At 69.6% G+C, this 22502-nt stretch carries 22 protein-coding genes; 13 read left to right on the top strand and 9 right to left on the bottom strand.

Annotation, left to right across the window (positions count from 1 at the left end; translation table 11 throughout):
* Positions 1-79: 79 nt before the first annotated feature.
* Both ACWDUN_RS23790 and ctaC read right to left on the bottom strand, forming a co-directional pair.
* Complete coding sequence (locus ACWDUN_RS23790; protein ID WP_449932492.1) at positions 80-499, bottom strand: cytochrome c oxidase subunit 4; 420 nt, start codon at positions 497-499, stop codon at positions 80-82.
* A 12-nt stretch (positions 500-511) separates the two neighbouring features.
* On the bottom strand, positions 512-1552 hold the full coding sequence (ctaC, locus tag ACWDUN_RS23785; protein ID WP_449932491.1) for an aa3-type cytochrome oxidase subunit II: 1041 nt from the start codon (positions 1550-1552) through the stop codon (positions 512-514).
* A gap of 126 nt (positions 1553-1678) precedes the next feature.
* On the opposite strand from ctaC, the gene asnB reads away from it, so the two are divergent.
* Positions 1679-3610 carry an asparagine synthase (glutamine-hydrolyzing) gene (gene asnB / locus ACWDUN_RS23780; protein WP_449932490.1) on the top strand — a complete coding sequence of 644 codons (1932 nt, stop codon included), beginning with the start codon at positions 1679-1681 and terminating at the stop codon, positions 3608-3610.
* A 72-nt stretch (positions 3611-3682) separates the two neighbouring features.
* On the opposite strand, the gene ACWDUN_RS23775 is transcribed toward asnB, so the two are convergent.
* On the bottom strand, positions 3683-4657 hold the full coding sequence (locus tag ACWDUN_RS23775; RefSeq protein WP_449932489.1) for a carbohydrate kinase family protein: 975 nt from the start codon (positions 4655-4657) through the stop codon (positions 3683-3685).
* Positions 4658-4803: 146 nt separating this feature from the next.
* On the opposite strand from ACWDUN_RS23775, the gene ACWDUN_RS23770 reads away from it, so the two are divergent.
* Positions 4804-5412 (top strand): Rv0361 family membrane protein, encoded by a 609-nt coding sequence (locus ACWDUN_RS23770; protein WP_449932488.1) that lies wholly within the window; start codon positions 4804-4806, stop codon positions 5410-5412.
* Positions 5413-5443: 31 nt separating this feature from the next.
* Here the strand turns inward: ACWDUN_RS23770 and ACWDUN_RS23765 are convergent, their stop codons facing one another.
* Together ACWDUN_RS23765 and ACWDUN_RS23760 are read right to left on the bottom strand one after the other, a co-directional pair.
* On the bottom strand, positions 5444-5800 hold the full coding sequence (locus tag ACWDUN_RS23765; protein WP_449932487.1) for a HesB/IscA family protein: 357 nt from the start codon (positions 5798-5800) through the stop codon (positions 5444-5446).
* Between the two features lie 39 nt (positions 5801-5839).
* On the bottom strand, positions 5840-6919 hold the full coding sequence (locus ACWDUN_RS23760; protein WP_449932486.1) for a glycerate kinase family protein: 1080 nt from the start codon (positions 6917-6919) through the stop codon (positions 5840-5842).
* Positions 6920-6991: 72 nt separating this feature from the next.
* Between ACWDUN_RS23760 and ACWDUN_RS23755 the strand changes: the two genes are divergently transcribed.
* The 5 genes from ACWDUN_RS23755 to ACWDUN_RS23735 are packed head-to-tail and all read left to right on the top strand — an operon-like array spanning position 6992 to position 11400.
* On the top strand, positions 6992-7654 hold the full coding sequence (locus ACWDUN_RS23755) for a DUF3043 domain-containing protein (RefSeq protein ID WP_449932485.1): 663 nt from the start codon (positions 6992-6994) through the stop codon (positions 7652-7654).
* Positions 7655-7693: 39 nt separating this feature from the next.
* Positions 7694-8215, top strand: a complete 522-nt coding sequence (locus tag ACWDUN_RS23750) for a bifunctional adenosylcobinamide kinase/adenosylcobinamide-phosphate guanylyltransferase (RefSeq protein ID WP_449932625.1) — start codon at positions 7694-7696, stop codon at positions 8213-8215.
* A complete protein-coding gene (gene cobT / locus ACWDUN_RS23745; RefSeq protein ID WP_449932484.1) occupies positions 8212-9270 on the top strand; it encodes a nicotinate-nucleotide--dimethylbenzimidazole phosphoribosyltransferase in 1059 nt (352 codons plus the stop codon). Before ACWDUN_RS23750 ends, cobT begins: the two co-directional genes overlap by 4 nt.
* Complete coding sequence (locus tag ACWDUN_RS23740; protein WP_449932483.1) at positions 9267-9989, top strand: adenosylcobinamide-GDP ribazoletransferase; 723 nt, start codon at positions 9267-9269, stop codon at positions 9987-9989. Before cobT ends, ACWDUN_RS23740 begins: the two co-directional genes overlap by 4 nt.
* Positions 9990-9999: 10 nt before the next feature.
* Positions 10000-11400: a protein adenylyltransferase SelO gene (locus tag ACWDUN_RS23735; protein ID WP_449932482.1), complete on the top strand. Its 1401-nt coding sequence runs from the start codon at positions 10000-10002 to the stop codon at positions 11398-11400.
* Between the two features lie 10 nt (positions 11401-11410).
* On the opposite strand, the gene ACWDUN_RS23730 is transcribed toward ACWDUN_RS23735, so the two are convergent.
* On the bottom strand, positions 11411-12517 hold the full coding sequence (locus tag ACWDUN_RS23730; protein WP_449932481.1) for a branched-chain amino acid aminotransferase: 1107 nt from the start codon (positions 12515-12517) through the stop codon (positions 11411-11413).
* A gap of 22 nt (positions 12518-12539) precedes the next feature.
* Positions 12540-13637 carry a glycine cleavage system aminomethyltransferase GcvT gene (gcvT, locus tag ACWDUN_RS23725; RefSeq protein ID WP_449932480.1) on the bottom strand — a complete coding sequence of 366 codons (1098 nt, stop codon included), beginning with the start codon at positions 13635-13637 and terminating at the stop codon, positions 12540-12542.
* A gap of 44 nt (positions 13638-13681) precedes the next feature.
* Here gcvT and ACWDUN_RS23720 point away from each other — a divergent pair, with 44 nt between their 5' ends.
* Together ACWDUN_RS23720 and ACWDUN_RS23715 are read left to right on the top strand one after the other, a co-directional pair.
* Positions 13682-14758 (top strand): adenylate/guanylate cyclase domain-containing protein, encoded by a 1077-nt coding sequence (locus ACWDUN_RS23720; RefSeq protein ID WP_449932479.1) that lies wholly within the window; start codon positions 13682-13684, stop codon positions 14756-14758.
* Positions 14759-14772: 14 nt separating this feature from the next.
* The gene (locus ACWDUN_RS23715; RefSeq protein ID WP_449932478.1) at positions 14773-16287 is read left to right on the top strand and encodes a leucyl aminopeptidase; all 1515 of its coding nucleotides are present in this window, start codon (positions 14773-14775) and stop codon (positions 16285-16287) included.
* A 1-nt stretch (position 16288) separates the two neighbouring features.
* Here the strand turns inward: ACWDUN_RS23715 and ACWDUN_RS23710 are convergent, their stop codons facing one another.
* Together ACWDUN_RS23710 and ACWDUN_RS23705 are read right to left on the bottom strand one after the other, a co-directional pair.
* Positions 16289-18058, bottom strand: a complete 1770-nt coding sequence (locus ACWDUN_RS23710; RefSeq protein ID WP_449932477.1) for an SDR family oxidoreductase — start codon at positions 18056-18058, stop codon at positions 16289-16291.
* Between the two features lie 2 nt (positions 18059-18060).
* Positions 18061-18417 carry an oxidoreductase gene (locus tag ACWDUN_RS23705; RefSeq protein ID WP_449932624.1) on the bottom strand — a complete coding sequence of 119 codons (357 nt, stop codon included), beginning with the start codon at positions 18415-18417 and terminating at the stop codon, positions 18061-18063.
* 145 nt (positions 18418-18562) lie between these two features.
* Between ACWDUN_RS23705 and sucB the strand changes: the two genes are divergently transcribed.
* The 4 genes from sucB to ACWDUN_RS23685 all read left to right on the top strand — a co-directional run.
* Positions 18563-20320, top strand: a complete 1758-nt coding sequence (gene sucB / locus ACWDUN_RS23700) for a 2-oxoglutarate dehydrogenase, E2 component, dihydrolipoamide succinyltransferase (protein ID WP_449932476.1) — start codon at positions 18563-18565, stop codon at positions 20318-20320.
* 3 nt (positions 20321-20323) lie between these two features.
* Positions 20324-21235: a TIGR01777 family oxidoreductase gene (locus tag ACWDUN_RS23695; protein WP_449932475.1), complete on the top strand. Its 912-nt coding sequence runs from the start codon at positions 20324-20326 to the stop codon at positions 21233-21235.
* Positions 21236-21245: 10 nt separating this feature from the next.
* Positions 21246-21917, top strand: a complete 672-nt coding sequence (gene lipB / locus ACWDUN_RS23690; protein ID WP_449932474.1) for a lipoyl(octanoyl) transferase LipB — start codon at positions 21246-21248, stop codon at positions 21915-21917.
* Positions 21914-22502, top strand: a 589-nt coding sequence (locus ACWDUN_RS23685; RefSeq protein WP_449932473.1) for a lipoyl synthase, incomplete at its 3' end; no start/stop codon positions are given. The genes lipB and ACWDUN_RS23685, both read left to right, overlap by 4 nt.

Here is a 22502-nt window from a genome sequence, read left to right as displayed (position 1 = left end):
TAAACCGGGCGACGGTGCGGACCGGGCCGACACGGTGCGCCAGCGAACTGACGCACGGTTGTGACCTGGCGGAAGGCCGTCAGTGCTTCTCGGGCCCGACGTAGTACTCGAACACCAGGCCGGCCGCGGAAGCCAGCACGAAGCACACGCCCGCGACGATGAGCCACGGCAGCCACAGCGCGGCGCCGACGGCGGCGCTGGCGAAGGACAGCGCGACCAGGATCGGCCACCAGCTGTGCGGGCTGTAGAAGCCCAGCTCGCCGGCGCCGTCGCTGATCTCGGCGTCCTCGTAGTCCTCGGGCCGGGTGTCCAGGCGACGCGCCACGAAGCGGAAGAAGGTGCCGGTGATCAGCGTCAGACCGGTGGTCAGAACCAGCGCGGTCGTGCCGGCCCACTCCAGACCGCCGGGGGCGAACATCGCGGTCAGCACGCCGTATACCACCGACGACAGTGCGAAGAACGCCGTCAGGAACTCGAACAACCGGGCTTCGATATGCATGCTTGCTCGTCCTTACTTGCTCGCCTGGGCAGGAACACCGACCTGCTCACCGCGGCGGGTGTCGAACGGGAAGGTGGTGGTGGCCAGCGGATCCTGGCCGATGGCCTGCAGCGCCTCGGCGTTGGTGGCCTCCGGGTTGCCCTCGCGGTACTCCAGGTAGGCCTTGAAGTCGTTGGGCTCCACCACGCGAACCTCGAAGTTCATCATGGCGTGGTAGGTGCCGCACATCTCGGTGCAGCGCCCGACGAAGGCACCGGTCTGCTCGATCTCGCTGACCTGGAAAACGTTGTCGGAGTTGTTCTCCTTGGGGTTGGGCAGCACGTCGCGCTTGAAGAGGAACTCCGGCACCCAGAAGCCGTGGATCACGTCGGCCGAGGCGATGATGAACTCGATGCGCTTGCCCTTGGGCAGGACCAGGACCGGGATCTCGTTGGAGGTGCCGACGGTCTCGATCTTGTTGAAGTTCAGGTAGGTGCGGTCGGACTCGTTCTTGCCCGCGATGGGCCCGACCTGCTCGATGCCGTGCGAGTCCACACCCTCGGGGACCGAGGCCATGGCCTCCTTGCGCTCGTTGTCGACACCGTCATAGGACATCGTGCCGTCGGTGAACTCGACCTTCTGGTAGCCGAACTTCCAGTTCCACTGGAAGGCGGTGACGTCGATGACGACCTCGGGGTTGGGCTCCTTGTGCAGCATGCGCTCCTGCACGACCACGGTGAAGTAGAACAGCACCGAGATGATCAGGAACGGCACCACCGTGAGCACCAACTCCAGCGGCATGTTGTAGCCGAACTGGCGCGGCAGATCTGTGTCGGTGGCCTTCTTGCGGTGGAAGATGCTGGTCCAGAAGATCAGCACGTAGACGATGCCGCCGACCACGAACGAGGCGATGACCGACCAGATCCACAGATCCCGGTTCAGCCGTGCTTCGGGGGTGATGCCGGAGGGCCAGCCCAGTCCGAAGATCTCCTGGTAGCTGCACCCGCTCAGCAGGATGGTCAAGCCACCCAGTACCACTGACAACGCCACCAAACGGTACCCGCGAGCGGTCACGTTGGCGCCTCCTAAATGAAGTCGGTGAACCGCAGCGCGGTCGGTGAATCTTGGCGAATACTACGCAGCGTAGACCACCGCCGCCGGGACGAGCGAAGCGACCGGACGATTCGGCATACTGGCGCGGTGTGCGGACTGCTGGCGTATCTGACCGACCCCGCCGTGGAGACCACTTCTGCGCTGGTAGAGGGTGTTTCCGGGGCCTCGCATCTGATGCGGCACCGGGGACCCGACGAGCCGGGAACGTGGTCGGACGGCGATGTCGTGCTCGGCTTCAACCGGTTGTCGATCATCGATATCGCGCACAGCCATCAGCCGCTGCGATGGGGCCCGCCGGAAGCTCCCGAGCGCTACGCGCTGGTGTTCAACGGCGAGATCTACAACTACCTCGAACTGCGGGAGGCGTTGCGCGCCGAGTTCGGTGCGGTCTTCGCCACCGACGGTGACGGCGAGGCGATCGTCGCCGGCTTCCATCACTGGGGCACCGATGTCCTGAACCGGCTGCGTGGCATGTTCGCGTTCGCGCTGTGGGACACCCAGAGCAGGGAACTGTTGTGCGCGCGGGACCCATTCGGCATCAAACCGCTGTACCTGGCCACCGGACCCGGCGGGACGGTGGTGGGCAGCGAGAAGAAGTGCATCGTCGAACTGGCGCCGACGGCCGGGCTGGACCTCGATATCGACGAGCGCGCCGTGCAGCACTACACCGTGCTGCAGTACGTGCCGGAGCCCGAGACGCTGCACCGCGGGATCCGCCGCCTCGAATCGGGCAGCTATGCGGTCGTGCGACCCGGTGAGGCACCCGTGGTCACCCGCTATTTCCGGCCCAGGTTCGCCGCGGTTCCCTTCGCCGAGGGCCGCGAGCAGGCGCGCTATGACGAGATCACCGCCGTGCTGGAGGACTCGGTGGCCAAGCACATGCGCGCCGATGTCACGGTGGGCGCCTTCCTGTCCGGCGGTATCGATTCCACGGCCATCGCGGCGCTGGCCATGCGGCACAACCCACGGCTGATCACCTTCACCACCGGGTTCGAGCGTGAGGGTTTCTCCGAGGTCGACGTCGCCGTCGAATCGGCCAAGGCGATCGGGGCGCGGCATGTCACCAAGGTCGTCAGCGCCGAGGAGTTCGTCGCCGCGCTGCCCGAGATCGTCTGGTATCTGGACGAACCGGTGGCCGACCCGGCGCTGATACCGCTGTTCTTCATCGCCCGCGAGGCCCGCAAGCACGTCAAGGTGGTGCTCTCCGGCGAGGGCGCCGACGAACTGTTCGGCGGATACACCATCTACCGCGAACCGCTGTCGCTGAAGGCGTTCGACTACCTCCCCCGCCCGCTGCGCCGGTCGCTGGGCAAGGCGTCCAGACCGCTGCCCGACGGCATGCGCGGCAAGAGCCTGCTGCACCGCGGCTCGCTGACCCTGGAGCAGCGCTATTACGGCAACGCGCGCAGCTTCTCCGACGAGCACCTGCGCGCCACGCTGCCGGGCTTCCGGCCCGACTGGACGCACACCGATGTCACCGCGCCGTTGTACGCGGAATCGGCAGGCTGGGACCCGGTGGCCCGCATGCAGCACATCGACCTGTTCACCTGGCTGCGCGGCGACATCCTGGTCAAGGCCGACAAGATGACGATGGCCAACTCTCTCGAGCTGCGGGTGCCGTTCCTGGACCCCGAGGTGTTCGCGGTGGCCTCACGGTTGCCGTATGACCAGAAGATCACCCGCACCACCACCAAGTACGCGCTGCGTCGTGCGTTGGAGCCGATCGTGCCCGCGCATGTACTCAACCGACCCAAGCTGGGCTTCCCGGTGCCGATCCGGCACTGGCTCAAGACCGGCCCGCTGCTGGACTGGGCGCAGCACACCATCGAGGTGTCGCAGGCCGGTCACCTCGTCGACCGCGCGGCGGTGCGCGCCATGCTCGACGAGCACCGGGCCGGCGACAGCGATCACAGCCGCCGGTTGTGGACGGTGCTGATCTTCATGTTGTGGCACTCGATCTTCGTCGAGGGCACCGTGACGCCGCGGATCAACGAGCCGACGTACCCCGTCCAGCTCTAAATCCCGCCGAATCGAACAAACGGGCGCCGAAGTGCGAGTAGATCGCGCCCGTTCGTCGATCTCGGCGACCGCTCAGCGCAGGGCTGCGCCGATCTCCGCGCCGGCCTCGGCGCCGAAGGCCTCCGAGATGCGCGCGACCGCGGACTCGCGATCCCAGGTCCACTCCTGCGGGCCGGTGGCCTCCAGCACCAGCGTGGCGACCATCGACGCCAGCTGAGCCGACCGTTCCAAGCTCAGCCCGGCGGACCGCCCGGTCAGGAATCCGGCCCGGAACGCGTCGCCGATGCCGGTCGGATCCGCCTGATGGGTCTCCGGGACGATGCCGACGTGCACGAAGGTGCCGTCGCTGCCCACGATGTCGACGCCCTTCTCCCCCAGCGTCGTGACCCGCAGCGTGATCTGGCTCATCACCTGGGCCTCGGACAGTCCCGACTTCTGCAGCAGCAGGTCCCACTCGTAGTCGTTGGTGAACAGGTAGGTCGCGCCCTCGATCAGGCGGCGGATCTCCTCGCCGTTCAACCGGGCCAGCTGCTGGGACGGGTCGGCGGCGAACGCCAGGCCGAGCTCACGGCACTGTTCGGTGTGCCGGAACATCGCGTCCGGGTCGTTGGCGCCGACGATCACCAATTCCGGTGCGCCGCTGCGCTGCACGATTTCGGCCAGGTCGATGTTGCGGGCCTCCGACATCGCGCCCGGATAGAACGATGCGAGCTGCGCCATCGCCTCGTCGGTGGTGCAGACGAACCGCGCGGTGTAGGCGGATTCGGAGATCAGCACGTTCTCGGTGTTGACACCGTGGCTGTCCAACCACTGGCGGTAGTCGTCGAAATCGCGGCCGACCGCGCCGACCAGCGCCACGTCACCACCGAGAACCCCGATCGCGAACGCCATGTTGCCGGCCACCCCGCCGCGGTGGATGACCAGGTCGTCGACCAGGAAGCTCAGCGACACCTTCTGCAGGTGTTCGGGCAGCAACTGCTCGGAGAACTTGCCCGGGAACTTCATCAGATGGTCAGTCGCAATGGATCCGGTCACCGCAATGGTCACGAAACTTCGCCCTTCAAGTCATCAACGTAGCTAGGCGAACACTACAGACGCATGGGTGGCCGCGCTTCGGGCCGAGGGGGCATGCTCAGCCGTGCGCTAGCCTGCACAGGAGTCCGATCTTCATCCCGAACTGTGGAAAGCACCCGATGTCCGGTCCCGTGCCGTATCCCGAATCCGTTCCCCCGCAGGGGTTTTCACCACCTGGTCCGCCGCCGGGCCAGTTCTCCGCAACCTACCCGGGCACACTGCCCCCGCCGGTGCCGTATCCGAGGAACCGCAAGCGCCGCTACCTGGTGGCCGGGCTCGGCGCGGCGGTGGTGATCGCGGCGGTGGGCGCCACGGTGTGGGCGGTCAACTCCGGTACCGACGAACCCGCGCCGATGTCGGCGCAATCCGCACAGCCGGCGATCCAGGGCTTCTTGGACGCGCTGGCCGACGCCGACGTCGAACGCATCGCGCGGCACACGTTGTGCGGGCTGTATGACGAGGTCGACGACAAGAAATCGGATCTGGCGCTGGCCGAACTGAACGCCGACGGTTTCGCCAAGCAATACGGGAGGGTGGAGGTCACCTCGATCGACAAGCTGGTGCCCTGGTCGACGAGTCAGGCCCAGGCGCTGTTCACCATGCGGGTCACCGAGCCCGGGCGGGGCCGCGGCGCGGCGGAGGCAGGCACCGAAATGCAGGCGGTCGCCCAGCTGCTGCAGTCCGGCGACGAGGTCCTGGTGTGCTCCTACGTGCAACGGACCGGCTGAGAAAACTCAGCCGGCCCGTGTGCCTGGTTGATCAGTTGAACGAGTCGCCGCAGGCGCAGGAGCCGGTGGCGTTCGGGTTGTCGATCGTGAAGCCCTGCTTCTCGATGGTGTCGACGAAGTCGATGGTCGCGCCCTGGATGTACGGCGCGCTCATCCGGTCCACGGTCAGCGCCACGCCACCGAACTCGGTGGTCAGGTCGCCGTCGAGGGTGCGGTCGTCGAAGAACAGGTTGTAGCGCAGGCCGGCGCATCCGCCCGGCTGCACGGCGATGCGCAGCGCCAGGTCATCGCGGCCCTCCTGGTCCAGCAGCGCCTTGGCCTTGGCCGCGGCAGCGTCGGTCAGCACCGCACCATGGGTTTCGGTGGTGGTGTCGTCCTGAAGAGTCATTGCTTCTCCTGAAGAATTGCTCGTGCAATCGCGATGTCTTCAACGGTACCTTGCTGCGCCGCTATTCCCGAGCCGTCCGGGCCAGGTGGCCGCCGTTCGCCGGGCCAGTCCGGTCAGTTGGGCCTGCGCATCGTCCATCGCCCGCTGCACCGAGCCCGCGAAATCGGTGACCGAATGGGCCGCGCTGATACCCGCGGCCGCCAGCGCCGCCGGTGTCAGCGTCACCTGCCCCGCCAGCACCAGCACCGGGACGCCCCGGCGGCGGGCGCCGCCGGCCAGCGCGCTGACCACCTTGCCGTGCAGTGACTGATCGTCGAAACGGCCCTCACCGGTGATGATGAGGTCGGCGGCGGCGATATCGTCGGCCAGCCCGGTGTGCTCGGCGATGACGGCCGCCCCGGGTTCGCGCCGCCCGCCAAGGGCCAGCAGGGCCGCACCGAGACCACCCGCCGCCCCGGCACCGGGCCGATCGGCGATACCCGGGCCCAGTTCGGCGGCCCAGTCGGTCAGCCGCCGTTCCAGCAGGTCGACGGTGACCGGGTCGGCGCCCTTCTGCGGTCCGAACACCGCGGCGGCACCCATCGGACCCAGCAGCGGGTGTTCGACATCACTGGCGGCGATCAGCTCGATGCCGGTCAACCGCTCCCGGGCGGCCGCCAGACCGCCGAGCGCCTCGACCAGTCCGCGCCCGCCATCGGTGGTGGCGCTGCCGCCCAGCCCCACCACGATGCGCTGCGCGCCGGTATCGGCGGCCGCCGCGATGAGTTCGCCGACACCGCGGGTGTCGGCGCTGACGGCGGTCACCGGGTCGGGACGGCGTCCCAGCACGCTCAGCCCGCACGCCTGCGCGCATTCGATATAGGCGGTGTCGCCGTGCCGCACCCAGTGCGCGTCGACCCAGCCGCCCAGCGGACCGTGCACCGTCGCCGACTGCAGACCGCCCAGCCGGCTGGCGAGCACCTCCACGAAACCCGGGCCGCCGTCGGACTGCGGAGCCAGCGTGACCCGGTCGGCGTCGCGCACCTGCGTCCATCCCGCGGCGATGGCCTCGGCGGCCTGCACCGCGGTCAGGGTGTCGCCGAAGCAGTCCGGCGCTATCAGTACGGCCAGCCCTGTCATCCCAGCAGCGTAGAGGCCGGCATCCGGAGGTGCATGCCGGGCGGGCGCGGCCCGGCAAGTAACCTGGACGACGTGAAGCTGCTGGGCCGCAACAAGGACAATCCCGAACCGGAGGACGACGAAACCCCCGCGACGCCGGTCTCCGACGGCGAGTCCAAATTGACCGCGCCCAAGGGCAGGCCGACGCCCAAGCGCAATGAGGCCGCGCGCAAACGCGGCCCCGTGGCGCCGGCGCCGATGACCACCGCCGAAGCCCGCAAGCGCCGCAAGGCCGTGGCCGGTCCCAAGCTGTCCAAGGAAGAGCGCAAGGCCCAGAAGCTGACCCGCCGCGCCGATATGGCCGACCGCCGCGAACGCATGATGGCCGGCGAGGACGCCTACCTGCTGCCCCGCGACAAGGGACCGGTGCGCCGCTACGTACGCGACCTGGTCGATGCGCGCCGCAACCTGCTGGGCCTGTTCATGCCGATCGCGCTCGGTCTGATCCTGGTCACGCTGTCGGTCCCGACGCCTGCGGTGCAGCAGCCGCTGTCCTACGCCATGCCGGTACTGCTGGTCGTGATGGCCATCGACGGTGTGATCGTCGGTCGCTACGTCAACCGCAAGGTGGACGAGAAGTTCCCCGACAACACCGAGACCGGCTTCAAGCTCGGCTTCTACGCCGCCAGCCGCGCCTCGCAACTGCGCCGCATGCGCGCGCCCCGGCCGCAGGTCAACCGCGGCGACGACGTCTGAGCCCTGCACCACATGACCCGACGCTGCGCTCGCCCTGCAGTGCGCGCGCTGGTGCTCGGCGGTATCCGGTCGGGCAAGTCGCGCTACGCCGAGGAACTCGTCACCGATGCGGACACCGTGCGCTATCTGGCCACCGGCCCGGCACCCGATGGTGACGACAGCTGGTCGGCGCGCGTCGAGGCGCACCGCAGCCGACGCCCGTCGCACTGGAGCACCGTCGAATCCACCGATGTAGCAACGCAATTGCGCAGCGACCCGAGCACGGCGACGCTGGTCGACGATATCGGCGGGTGGCTGACAGCCACCATGGACCGCCGCGAGGCGTGGACCGGCGGATCGGTGCGCGCCGATATCGACGACCTGTGTCGGGCGGTGTCGGAGTTCACCGGGCCGCTGGTGCTGGTGAGCCCGGAGGTCGGACTGACGGTGGTGTCCGCGACACCCGCGGGCCGCGCGTTCACCGACGAACTGGGCACGCTGAACCAGCGGCTGGCGGCGGTGTGCGACCGCGTCGTGCTGGTCGTCGCGGGGCAACCGCTGACCGTGAAGGAGCTTTCATGAACGCGCAGTTCCCGGCCGTCGTCGCCCCCGATGGCGAGGCCGAGCACGCGGCGCGAGCCCGGCAGAACACGCTGACCAAACCACCCGGATCGCTGGGGCGGCTGGAGGATCTGTCGGTCTGGGTGGCGGCGTGCCAGGGCGTGTGCCCGCCGCGCCAGTTCAGCCGGGCCCGGGTGGTGGTGTTCGCCGGTGACCACGGGGTGGCCGGTGCCGGTGTGTCGGCGTTCCCGTCCGAGGTGACCGGGCAGATGGTCGCCAACTTCGCCGCGGGCGGAGCCGCGATCAACGTGCTCGCCGGGCTGGCCGGCGCCGGGGTGCGCGTCGCCGATATCGCGGTCGACGCCGACCGGCCCGATGACGCGATCGGCGCGCACCGGATCCGGCGCGGCAGTGGCAACATCGCCGTCGAGGATGCGCTGACACCCGAGCAGGCCGACGCCGCCGTCGACGCCGGGCGCTGCATCGCCGACGAGGAGGTCGACGCCGGAGCCGACCTGCTGATCGCCGGTGACATGGGGATCGGGAACACCACCCCGGCAACGACTCTGGTGGCGGCGCTGACGCGCTCGGAGCCGGTGGCGGTGATCGGGCGCGGCACCGGTATCGACGATGCGGGCTGGGCGCGCAAGGCCTCGGCCATCCGGGATGCGCTGTACCGGTCGCGAAGCGTCGTCGCCGATCCGATGGGCCTGCTGCGGGTCTGCGGTGGTGCCGACCTGGCCGCGATGGCCGGTTTCCTGGCCCAGGCCGCGGTGCGCCGGACACCGGTGCTGCTCGACGGTGTCGTGGTGACCGCCGCGGCCATGGTGGCCGACGAGTTGGCGCCGGGCGCCCGGGCCTGGTGGCGGGCCGGGCACCGGTCCACCGAACCGGCGCACGCGCTGGCCCTGCAGCATCTCGGGCTCGAACCGATCGTGGACCTGGGCATGCGGCTGGGTGAGGGCAGCGGCGCGGCGGTGGCGCTGCCGGTCCTGCGTGCGGCCGTGGCGACCCTGGCCGAGATGGCCACGTTCACCGAAGCTGCAGTGGCGGGCGCACCCAGTTCGATCTCATGATCGGCGCGCTGGCTTCGGCTTTCGCGTTCGGCACGGTGGCGCCCGTGCGGTCGCGGCATCCGTTCGGTCGCGGCGCGCTCACCGCACTGCCCGTCGTCGGCGCCGTGCTGGGCGCGCTGGCCGCCGCGGTGGTCTGGGGCGGAGCTCATCTCTTCGGGCCGGGCGCGCTGCCCGGCGTCCTGGCCGTCGCGGTTCTCTTGCTGTGCACCCGCGGCCTGCACATCGACGGTCTGTCCGACACCGTCGACGGGTTGGGCTGCTACGGACCGCCCGAGCGCGCCCTGGCGGTGATGCGCGACGGCACCGCCGGACCGTTCGGCGTGGCCGCGGTGGCCATCGTCATCGTGGTGCAGGGACTGGCCTTCGGCATGCTCGATCCGTCGGCCGTCGTCATCGCGGTGTGCGCGGGCCGGGTCGCGGTGGTGCTGACCTGCCGCCGCTCGGTGCCCGCCGCGGCGGGCAGTTCACTGGGCGCGCTGGTGGCCGGCAGCCAGCCGCTGTGGGTGGTCGCGGCCTGGACGCTCGCGCTCGCCGCGGCGGCCGCGGTGACCACCGAACGCCTGTGGCAGGGGCCGCTGGTGATCCTGGTCGCGCTCGGGGCGTGCGCGGTGCTGGTCGCGCACTGTGTGCGCCGCTTCGGTGGCGTGACCGGCGATGTGCTGGGGGCATCTGTCGAGGTCACCACCACGCTCGCGGCGCTGGGGCTGGCCATCGGTTAGCGTCGAAGAGATGACCGCGTCGACGATCGCGCTGGACAACGATTTCGCCAGGGCCCTGCCTGAGCTGGCCATCAGCTGGCAGGCGCAGACCCCGCCGCACCCCACCCTGGCGGTGCTCAACGAGGCACTGGCCCGTGACCTGGGGCTGGACCCGGACTGGTTGCGCACCGGCGACGGTATCGGTCTGCTCACCGGCACGTCGCTGCCGGCCGGGGCCGCACCGGTGGCCCAGGTGTATGCCGGTCATCAGTTCGGCGGGCTGCAGCCCCGACTCGGCGACGGCCGCGCACTGCTGCTCGGTGAGTTCCCGGACGGCCGGGACCTGCACCTGAAGGGTTCCGGACGCACCCCGCTGTCCCGCGGCGGTGACGGGCAGGCGGTGCTCGGACCGATGCTGCGCGAGTACCTCATCAGCGAGGCGATGCACGCACTCGGCGTACCGACGACCCGGTCACTGTCGGTGGTGGCCACCGGCGCGCCGGTGCACCGCGAGACCGTGCTGCCCGGCGCCGTGCTGGCCCGGGTCGCCGCCAGCCACCTGCGGGTGGGCAGCTTCGTCTACGCCGCGGGCACCGGTGACCTCGGCCTGCTGCGGCGACTGGCCGACTACGCGATCGCCCGCCACCATCCCGGCTGCGCCGACGCCGAGAACCCGTACCTGGCCCTGTTCGACGCCGTGATCACGGTGCAGGCGCAGCTGGTGGCCAAGTGGATGTCGATCGGCTTCATCCACGGCGTGATGAACACCGACAACGTCACCATCTCCGGTGAGACCATCGACTACGGGCCGTGCGCGTTCATGGACGCCTTCGATCCCGCCACCGTGTTCAGTTCGATCGACAGCTGGGGCCGCTACGCCTACGGCAACCAGCCCACGATCACCGGCTGGAACCTGGCCCGCTTCGCCGAGACCCTGCTGCCGCTGATCGCCGACGATCCCGACACCGCGATCGAAGAGGCCACCGCGGCGCTCGGCGAGTTCGGCCCCCGCTACCAGACCGCGTGGCGCGCCGCGATGTACGCCAAACTCGGCCTGCCGCAGAACTTTTCCGATGAGAGCCTGATCGACGAGCTGCCGGCGCTACTGGCCGAGCACCGCACCGATTACACGTCGTTCTTCCGGGGGCTGGCGCGCGGTGACGTGCCGCTGGGATTCATGGGCTGGGTGCAGCGCTGGCGCGCACACGGGCCCGACACCGCGGCGATGGACCGCGTCAACCCCGTCTACATCCCGCGCAACCACCTGGTCGAGGAGGCGCTGGCCGCGGCCACCGCCGGTGACCTGGAGCCGACGCGGCGACTGCTGGAGGTACTGGGCGACCCGTTCACCGAGCGTGCCGGCCTGCAGCGGTACGCCGCGCCGGCCTCGGAGGACTTCGCCGCCAGTTACCGCACCTTCTGCGGCACCTAGGACAGGCCGGTCAGTTCAGCCGCGACATCCAGCCGTGGGTGTCGGCGAAGGTGCCGCGCTGGATCCCGGTCAGGGTGTCGCGCAGTGCCATGGTGATCTCACCGGGCTGACCGTCGGCGATGGTGAACTCACCGTCGCGATGCTTGACGTGCGACACCGGGGTGATGACGGCGGCGGTGCCGCAGGCGAACACCTCGGTGATCTCACCCGCGGTCGCCTTCTTCTGCCACTCGTCGACATCGATCTTGCGTTCCTCGATGGCGAAACCGGCGTCGGTGGCCAACTGCAACAACGAATCTCGCGTGATACCGGGCAGCAGCGAACCGGACAGCTCGGGGGTGACCAGCCGCGCCGAACCTCCGCTGCCGAACACGAAGAACAGGTTCATGCCGCCCATCTCCTCGACGTAGCGGCGTTCGATGGCGTCCAGCCAGACCACCTGATCGCAACCGTGCTCGGCCGCCTGGGCCTGCGCCAGCAGCGAGGCGGCGTAGTTGCCGCCGAACTTGGCCGCCCCGGTGCCGCCCGGCGAGGCGCGCACATACTCATGCGACAGCCACACGCTGACCGGCTTGATCCCACCCTTGAAGTAGGCGCCCGCCGGTGACCCGATGACCAGGTAGCGGTACTCGTCGGCGGGCCGCACCCCGAGGCCGGGTTCGGTGGCGATGATGAACGGCCGCAGGTACAGGGAGGCCTCGCCGCCGGCGGCGGGCACCCACGCCTCGTCGACGGCGATCAGCTGGCGCAGCGATTCCAGGAACACCTCGGTGGGCAGTTCCGGGATGGCCAGCCGGTTGGCCGAGGCCTGCAACCGGGCCGCGTTGGCCTCGGGGCGGAACGACACGATGGACCCGTCGGCCCAGCGGTAGGCCTTGAGTCCCTCGAAGATCTCCTGGGCGTAATGCAGCACGATGGCCGACGGGTCGAGCTCGATCGGCCCGTAGGGCAGCACCTGCGGGGCGTGCCAACCCTCGGCGCGGGTGTAGGACAGCGACACCATGTGGTCGGTGTGGTAGCGGCCGAATCCCGGATCGGCCAGGATGCCGTTCCGCACCTCGTCGCTTGCCGGTGAGGTGTTGCGGGCAAGCGTGAATTCGAGGGGACCGTCAGTCATGGACCGATTGTATAACCAGTGGCTAACGAGTTTTCGGGGCCACGAAGGGCGGCTTGACGACCTCGCACTCCAGCGCCCGCCCCCGCACGTCGACGGTGACGGTCTGGCCGTCCTCGACGCCCGCCGCGGTGTCGATGAGTGCCAGCGCGATGCCGACCTTCAGCGACGGCGAGAACGTCCCAGACGTCGTCGTGCCCACCACCGTGTCACCGTGCAGCACATTGAGATCGGCCCGCAGCACACCGCGTCCCAGCGCCTTGAGCCCGCGCAGCGTCCGCGTCGGCCCGGCCTGCTTCTCGGCCAGCAGCGCGTCGCGTCCCCAGAAGGCGTCCTTCTTCCAGCCGACGGCCCAGCCGGTGCGCGCCTGCACCGGCGAGATGTCGCGCGACAGCTCGTGACCATGCAGCGGGTAGCCCATCTCGGTGCGCAGCGTGTCGCGCGCGCCCAGCCCGGCGGGTTCGCCGCCGGCGGCGCGCACGGCCTGCACCAGTGCGTCGAACACGGTGGCGGCCCGATCCCATTCGGGCAGCAGCTCGAACCCGTGCTCGCCGGTGTAGCCGGTGCGGCACACCCGCACCGGCACGCCGCGGTATTCGGCGTCGGCGTAGCCCATGTAGTCCATCGAGGTGGGCAGTCCCAGTCCGGCGACGATCTCGCCGGCCTTCGGTCCCTGCACCGCCAGCACCGCATACGAGCGGTGCTCGTCGGTGATGGTCAGCCCCTGCGGGGCGTGCCGCTGCAGCTCGGCCACCACGGCGGCGGTGTTGGCGGCGTTGGGCACCAGGAAGATCTCGTCATCGGCGACGTAGTAGGCGATCAGGTCGTCGATGACTCCCCCGGATTCGTTGCAGCACAACGTGTACTGCGCCTTACCGGGCCCGATCCGATTCAGATCGTTGGTGAATGCGCTGTTGACGTAGGCCGCCGCGCCCGGACCCTTGACCAGCGCCTTGCCCAGATGGCTGACGTCGAACAGCCCGACCGTCTCACGGGTGGCGGTGTGCTCGGCGACGGTGCCCGCATAGGACACCGGCATCAGCCAGCCGCCGAACTCGGCGAAGCTCGCGCCCAGGGCGCGGTGTTGTTCTTCCAGCGGTCCGTGCAGCAGGTCATCACTCACGAAACTCACCCTAAACGTGCACCCCGTGCTGGCACACTTGCCCGGTGGTGGATTTCGATGCGCTGACCGCCGGCGGGATCGCCGACGCGCGCGAACGTGCCCCACTGATCGAGTACCTGGCCGGACTCGGCTTCACCGCCGAGCAGATGATCGAGGCCGAGCGGCGCGGGCGACTGTTCGGCCTGGCCGGTGATGTGCTGCAACTGTCCGGTCCGCCGGTGCACAGCCTGAACACCGCAGCCGCGTCATTGGGTCTGCCGGTGGCCGACGTGCAACGCGCCTGGGCCGCGCTGGGACTCACCGTCGCCGGCCCCGACGAGATGGTGCTCAGCCAACCCGATGTGGACGGCCTGGCCCTGTGGGCCGATATGCGCGTGACCGTCGGCGACGAGGCCGCCACCGGATTGCTGCGGGTCGTCGGGTCGGTGATGGCGCGCCTGTCCGAGGCGGTCGCGTCGATGATCCGGCATGCCAATCCCGGCATCCAGATCGAGCAGTCCCACGATGAACTGGTCACCGCCCGCACCTACCGCGACGCCGCGGAGTTCGTGCCTCGGCTCGGGGCGTTGATCGATGCGGTGCACCGCCACCACCTGCAGAACACCCGCCGCTACCTGGAACTGGTGGCCCACGAGGACTCCTCGACGGTGGTCTGCGGTGTCGGGTTCGCCGACCTGTCCGGGTTCACCGCGCTGACCCAGACCCTGGGCACGCTGGAACTGGCGGCGCTGCTCAACGAATTCAGCGCCGCCGCGGCCGATGTCATCCACGCCGCGGGCGGCCGGTTGGTGAAGTTCATCGGCGACGAGGTGATGTGGGTGGCACCGAGCGCCGAGCAACTCACGCTGATCGCGGTGAATCTCGTCGGCCATCCCAAGGCCGCCGAGGCGGGACTGCCGATCCGCGCGGGCCTGGACTTCGGCACCGTGCTGGCCACCGGCGGCGACTATTTCGGCAGCCCGGTCAACCGCGCGGCGCGGCTGGTGGCCGCCGCCTCCCCCGGTCAGGTGTTGGTCTCGGCGGTGCTGCACGAGATGTTGCCCGGGCTGCCGGTCACCGCGCCGTCGGCGCTGAGCCTGAAAGGCTTCGAGGAGCCGGTCACCGCTTACGCGCTCACCTGATTAGGGTTGAGCGGGTGAGCAGCGCACCCGGATACCAGGCCCCCACCGTCACCGTCAGCTCGTCCCTGCCCGGCAGGGGCATCTCCGAGGCCGTGCTGGTGCTCGGCGTCGTCTCCGGCGATGACGGTCCGGTGGTCGTCGACTCCCAGACGCATATCGACGCCGACGCCGTCGCGGCCATCGAGTCCGCCCTCTCGGCGCTCAACGCCACCGGCGGTGAAGGTCAGGTGCACCGGCTGGTGGTCCCCGGGCTACCCGTCGCCAGCGTGCTGACCGTGGGACTGGGTGATCCGAGCACGCAGTGGCCGGCCGACAAGATCCGCCGCGCCGCCGGCGCGGCCGCCCGGTCCCTGGACAAGGTCGGCACCGTCGTCGCCGGATTGGCCGCCCTCGATCTGCAGGCATGCGCCGAGGGCCTCATCCTGGGGGCCTACCGGTTCACCGACTTCCGCAGCGACAAGACCGCGCCCAAGGACACCGGCCTGACCAAGATCGTCGCGCTGGCCGCCGACACCAAGGCCGCGACCAAGGCGCAGGTGCAGCGCGCGGTGGACATCGCGACATCGGTGGCGACCGCCCGCGATTTCGTGAACACCCCACCGAGCCACCTGTTCCCCGACGAATTCGCCAAGCAGGCAAGGGCTTTGGGTGAGGCGGTTGGCCTGGCTGTCGAGGTGCTCGACGACAAGGCGCTGGCCAAGGGCGGTTACGGCGGCATCATCGGCGTCGGCAAGGGCTCCTCGCGCCCGCCGCGGCTGGTGCGGTTGGCGCACAAGGGCGGCGGCCGCCGCGCCAAGAAGGTGGCGCTGGTCGGCAAGGGCATCACCTTCGACACCGGCGGCATCTCGATCAAGCCGGCGGCCAACATGCACCACATGACCTCCGATATGGGCGGTGCCGCCGCGGTCATCGCCACCGTGGTGCTGGCCGCCAAGCAGAAACTGCCCATCGACGTCATCGCCTACGTGCCGATGGCCGAGAACATGCCCTCGGCCACCGCGCAGCGTCCCGGTGACGTGCTGACCCAGTACGGCGGTATCACCGTCGAGGTGCTCAACACCGACGCCGAGGGCCGGTTGGTGCTGGCCGACGCGATCGTGCGGGCCTGCGAGGACGATCCCGACTACCTGATCGAGACGTCGACGCTGACCGGTGCGCAGACCGTCGCGCTGGGCGCGCGCACCCCGGGCGTGATGGGCAGCGACGAGTTCCGCGATCGGGTGGCCGAGCTGTCCCAGCAGGTCGGCGAGAACGGTTGGGCCATGCCCCTTCCCGAGGAACTGAAGGACGATCTCAAGTCCACGGTGGCCGATCTGGCCAATGTCAGCGGCTCCCGCTACGCCGGGATGCTGGTGGCCGGTACCTATCTGCGCGAGTTCGTCGCCGACGGGGTCGAGTGGGCTCACATCGACATCGCCGCACCGGCGTACAACACCGGCGGACCGTGGGGCTACACCCCCAAGGGCGGCACCGGTGTCCCGACGCGCACCATGTTCGCCGTCCTGGAGGACATCGCAGCGAACGGCTGAGCTACATGATGTTGCCGCCGCGGGCGGTGCTGCGCATCACCTGCGGGAAGGCGTGCGCGACGCCGTAGACCAGATACGCCTCGCTGTTCACCGGCCGGATGGGTTTGTTCTTGCGCACCGCCGCCAGGATCGCCTTGGCGACCTTGTCCGGGCCGACGCGCCGGACGGCAAAACCGCGGCGGGCGCGTTCGCGGATGTCCTCGTCGTCGTAGGAGCGGTCCTCGGGTAGCGAGAAACGGGTGCTGTCGACGATATTGGTGCCCACCACCCCCGGGCAGATCGTCGTCACCCCGATCCCTGCCGAATCGAGTTCGGCGCGTAGGCAATCGGAGAACATGTAGACCGCGGCCTTGGACGTGCAGTAGGCGTTCATCACGTTCAGCGGCGCATACGAGGCCATGGACGCGACGTTGACGATGTGTCCGCCGGTGCCGCGCTCGACCAGGCGCCGGCCGAAGGAGCGGCAGCCGTTCACCACGCCGCGGAAGTTGATGTCGAGCACCCGGTCGAACTCCTCGGCCGGGGTGTCGAGGAAGAATCCGGCGTGCCCGACACCGGCATTGTTGACCACGATGTCGGGTACGCCGTGGTCGGCGCAGACGTCGTCGGCGAAGCGCTCGACGGCCTCGGCGTCGGACACATCCAGGCGGTAGGCATGCGCGGTGCCGCCGGCGGCGACGATCTGCGCGACGGTCGCCTCGGCGGCACCGGAGTCGATATCGCTGACCACGATCTCGGCACCCTGCTCGGCGAACGCCAGCGCGGTGGACCGGCCGATCCCGCTGCCCGCGCCGGTCACCGACACCAACTGGTCTTCGAACGGCCGACGGTGCACACCGACCCTGGCGCGGGCCAGGGCACGGGTCTGCGGGCCGCCGTCGAGGTGGTCGACGAATTCACCGACAGCCGCGGCCAATTGGCCGGGATGCGACAGCGGCGCCCAGTGCCCGGCGTTCAGATCGCGCCGCCACAACCTGGGCACCCACCTGCCGATCTCGTCATAGGCGTACGGCGGCACGAAGGGGTCGCGGGTGTTGACGATCAGTTGGACCGGGACCCCGACGTGCTGGTCGGTGCGTGGGGCACGCAATCCGCCGAAGAAGTTGGCGCGGTAGACCTTCATGCTGTTGGCCGCGTCGGCGGCGAATGCCGGCGCGTGGTGGATCGACGCGGCGTCGACACCGTCACGCAGCAGCCGGCGGCGCATCGCACCACGAGCGAAGGCGGCACGGATCACCGCGGGCGCGAGCACCGGCGTCGAGAACGCGCCCATATAGGACAACCGGGTCAGCTGCGCCAGCCCGCGCGCGAACCGTCGGGGCCGGTAAGGCGTGCGGATGCCGTCCTTGATGTAGCGGTTCAGGTGCTGGGCGCTCGGTCCGGACACCGAGGTGAAGGAGGCCACCACGGTCGCGGCCTCGGGTCGTGACAGGTACTCCCACACCCCGACCGAACCCCAGTCATGGGCCAGCACATGCACCGGCGCATCCGGGCTGACGGCCGCGGTGACCGCCGCGAAATCGTCGGCGAACCGGGCCATGGTGTAGCTGGAGAAATGGCGGGGCACATCGGAGCCGCCGACACCGCGGTTGTCGTAGCGGATCACCCGGAAGCGGTCGGCCAGCAGACCGACGACTCCGTCCCACAGCACATGCGAGTCGGGCCAGCCGTGCACCAGGACGACCGTCGGTGCGTCGGGTTCGCCCTGCTCGTAGACGGCGATCCGGGTGCCGTCAGCGCTCTCGACGAACCGTTCGGTGACTGCTGGCATGACTACCCCTCGAGTTCGCGGCGGCGTGCACGGTCTCGTTCGATCCGGCGACGCGCATCGTAGTCGCGCATGCGCTGCGGGTAGCCGACCTTCTGCACGTCGTAGACGGGGATGTTGAGTTGCTTGCTCAGCCGTTTGGCTCCCGCCTCGCCACCGGTGCGTCGCCGGGTCCACTCGCCGTCTACGGCGACCAGCACCACGGTGACCTCGGTGACGGTGGTCTGCGGTTCCACGAACGCTTCGACGCCGGTGTGGGTGGCGACCCATTGGCGCAGATAGTCGAGGTCGGCCGAGGCCTGTCTGCGCGATCCTCCGCTCGTTCCGCCGCGCGGCCGTCGCCACCTGTCGAACAGTCCCAACTGCGGATACTCCTCTCGCACGCCTGATTCGATGGTGCCAGAGCTTTGAGTCGACGGTCCGCGGCGACCGCGACCGGCGGACGTGACAGGATAGGAAGCGCACCACATTCGACACGTGACGATGACTTTCGAGGAGTCAAAGCCCATGGCAATCTCTGTCCAGATGCCCGCACTCGGTGAGAGCGTCACCGAGGGGACCGTCACGCGATGGCTCAAGCAGGAAGGCGACACCGTCGCCGTTGACGAACCTCTGCTGGAGGTCAGCACCGACAAGGTCGACACCGAGATCCCGTCGCCGGCCGCCGGAGTGCTCACCAAGATCATCGCGGCCGAGGATGACGTCGTCGAGGTCGGTGGCGACCTCGCACTGATCGGCGAAGAAGGCGAGTCGGCCCCGTCGGGTGATTCCACCCCCGCAGAGGAAGCCCAACCCGAGCCCGAGCCCGAGCCCGAAGCGGAGCCGGAGCCCGAGCCGGAAGAGACCAAGGCCGAGGAGTCCAAGCCGGCCAAGCCCGCCGCGAGCGGCGAATCCACCTCGGTCAAGATGCCCGAGCTCGGCGAGTCCGTCACCGAGGGCACCGTCACGCGCTGGCTGAAGAAGGTCGGCGACGAGGTCGCCGTCGACGAGCCGCTGGTCGAGGTGTCCACCGACAAGGTCGACACCGAGATCCCGTCGCCGGTCGCCGGCACGCTGCTGTCGATCAGCGCCGAGGAGGACGATGTCGTCGCCGTCGGCGGCGAGCTGGCCAAGATCGGTGCGGCCGGTGCGGAGGCAGCATCCGAACCCGAACCTGAGCCCGAGCCTGAGCCCGAGCCGAAGGAAGAGGCCAAGCCCGAACCCGAGCAAGAGGCCAAGCCGGAACCGAAGCCGGAACCCAAGCCCGAGCCGAAGCCGGAACCCAAGCCGCAGGCCCCGGCCGCCGCGTCCGGTGACTCCGGTGACTCCGAGGGCAGCCCGTACGTCACCCCGCTGGTGCGCAAGCTGGCCTCCGAGCACGGTGTCGACCTGAACTCGGTCAAGGGCACCGGTGTCGGTGGCCGCATCCGCAAGCAGGACGTGCTCGCGGCCGCCGAGTCGGCGAAGTCCAGCACCGAGCAGGCCGCCGAGGCGCCGGCCAAGGCACCGGCCGCGGCCATGGCACCGGCGAACGCCAACACCAGCCCGGCACCGCTGTCGCACCTGCGCGGCACCACACAGAAGGCCAACCGGATCCGCCAGCTGACGGCCAAGAAGACCCGCGAGTCGCTGCAGGCCACCGCCCAGCTGACGCAGACCCACGAGGTCGACCTGACCAAGATCGTGGCGCTGCGGGCCAAGGCCAAGAAGAGCTTCGCCGAGCGCGAGGGCGTCAACCTGACGTTCCTGCCGTTCTTCGCCGTCGCCGTCGTCGACGCGCTCAAGGCGCATCCGAACGTCAACGCCAGCTACAACGAGGACACCAAGGAGATCACCTACTACGACGCCGAGCACCTCGGCTTCGCGGTGGACACCGAGCAGGGTCTGCTCTCCCCCGTCGTGCACAACGCCGGTGACCTGTCGCTGGCCGGCCTGGCCCGGGCGATCGCCGATATCGCCGCGCGCGCCCGGTCGGGCAACCTCAAGCCCGACGAGCTGTCCGGTGGCACCTTCACCATCACCAACATCGGCAGCCAGGGCGCGTTGTTCGACACCCCGATCCTGGTCCCGCCGCAGGCGGCGATGCTGGGCACCGGGGCCATCGTCAAGCGGCCGCGGGTGATCTCCGACGAGTTCGGCAACGAGTCCATCGGTGTCCGGTCGGTGGCCTACCTGCCGCTCACCTACGATCACCGGCTGATCGACGGGGCCGACGCGGGCCGCTTCCTGACCACCATCAAGCGGCGGCTTGAAGAGGGCGCGTTCGAGGCCGATCTGGGGCTGTAGCCGATGGCCGGCAAGGTCATCGCCATCGCGGGGTCGTCGGGGCTGATCGGTTCGGCCCTGACGTCCGCGCTGCGAGCCGCCGACCATCGGGTGCTGCGCCTGGTGCGCCGCGGCCCGGCCAGTGCCGACGAGGTGTTCTGGAATCCGGACACCGGTCAGCTGGACACCGACGCACTCGCCGGCGCCGAGGCCGTGGTGAACCTGTGCGGTGTCGGCGTCGGTGACAAACGCTGGTCGGGCGCTTTCAAGCAGAGCTTGCGCGACAGCCGGATCGGGCCCACCGAGGTGCTGGCGGCGGCGGTGGCCGATACCGGGATACCGCTGCTGATCAACGCCAGCGCGGTCGGGTTCTACGGTGACACCCGCGACCGCGTGGTCGACGAGACCGCGCCGCAGGGCGCCGGCTTCCTGGCCCAGCTGTGCGCGGACTGGGAGGCGGCGACGGGGGTCGCCGCCGATTCCGGGGCACGGGTGGTGTTGTTGCGCACCGGCCTGGTGCTGTCGCCCGCCGGCGGCCTGCTGAGCAGATTGCGGCCGATCTTCGGGCTGGGCCTGGGGGCGCGACTGGGCAACGGACGGCAGTACTTCCCGTGGATCAGCCTGGAGGACCAGATCCGGGCGATCCTGTACCTGTGGACACATGAGGGGGTGTCCGGACCGGTGAACCTGACCGGTCCGGCGCCGGTTACCAACGCCGAATTCACCGCGGCGCTGGGGCGGGCACTGAAGCGGCCGACCCCGATGGCGGTGCCCGGCTTCGCGTTACGGGCCGCGCTCGGTGAGTTCGCCGACGAGGGTCTGCTTGCCGGCCAGCGCGCCATCCCGGCCGCGCTCGAGCAGGCCGGATTCGCCTTCCAGCACAACACCGTCGGCGAGGCGCTCACCTATGTGACCGCGGGCGCGCCTCCGGCGTAGCGTCGACTTCGTGAATTCGATCCGCTCCTCGACCGAGCCGGTGCAGATACGCCCCCTCGGGACCGTGGACTACCTGCACGCCTGGGACCTGCAACGCGAGATCGCCGATCAGCGGGTGGCCGGCGGTCCGGACACCCTGTTGTTGCTGGAGCATCCGCCGGTGTACACCGCTGGCAAGCGCACCGAGGATCACGAGCGTCCCGTCGACGGGGTGCCGGTGGTGGACACCGATCGCGGCGGCAAGATCACCTGGCACGGCCCGGGCCAACTCGTCGGTTATCCGATCATCGGGCTGACCGAGCCGCTGGACGTGGTCAACTTCGTTCGCCGACTTGAGGAAGCGCTGATCACCGTGTGCGCCGACCTCGGCATGCACACCACCCGGGTCGAGGGCCGGTCCGGCGTCTGGGTGCCCGCCACCGCCGACGGTCCCGCCCGCAAGGTCGGCGCCATCGGCATCCGGGTGGCTCGCGGGGTGACGCTGCACGGTTTCGCGCTCAACTGCGACTGCGACCTCGGTGCGTTCGGCGGCATCATCCCGTGCGGTATCGCCGACGCCGGCGTCACGTCGCTGACCGCCGAACTGGGCCGTCACGTCGGGGTGAAAGATGTCACGGACGCGGTGGCAGAGGCCGTCGTCGGCGCATTGGACGGACACCTCCGCGTAGCATTGACGTCGTGAGTGTCGTACCCGAGGGCCGTAAGCTGCTGCGCCTTGAGGTGCGCAATGCCGAGACGCCGATCGAGCGTAAGCCGCCGTGGATCAAGACGCGGTTGCGCACCGGCCCGGAATACACCGAGCTGAAGAGCCTGGTCCGTCGCGAGGGTCTACACACCGTGTGCGAGGAGGCGGGTTGTCCCAACATCTATGAATGCTGGGAGGACCGCGAGGCGACCTTCCTCATCGGCGGGGAGCAGTGCACCCGGCGGTGTGACTTCTGTCAGATCGACACCGGCAAACCCGCCGAACTCGACCGCGACGAACCCCGCCGGGTCGCCGAGAGCGTGCAGGCCATGGGTCTGCGCTATTCGACGGTCACCGGCGTGGCCCGCGACGACCTGCCCGACGGCGGGGCGTGGCTGTACGCCGAGACGGTGCGCCAGATCCACACGCTGAACCCGAACACCGGCGTCGAATTGCTGGCCCCGGACTTCAACGCCAACCCCGAACGACTCGCCGAGGTGTTCGAGTCGCGTCCGGAGGTGTTCGCCCACAACGTGGAAACGGTGCCGCGCATCTTCAAGCGGATCCGGCCGGCGTTTCGGT

The organism is Mycobacterium sp. NPDC003323 (assembly GCF_053589535.1).
Note: the sequence above shows the minus strand (reverse complement) of the source record. Positions and strands in the feature narration are given on the sequence as shown.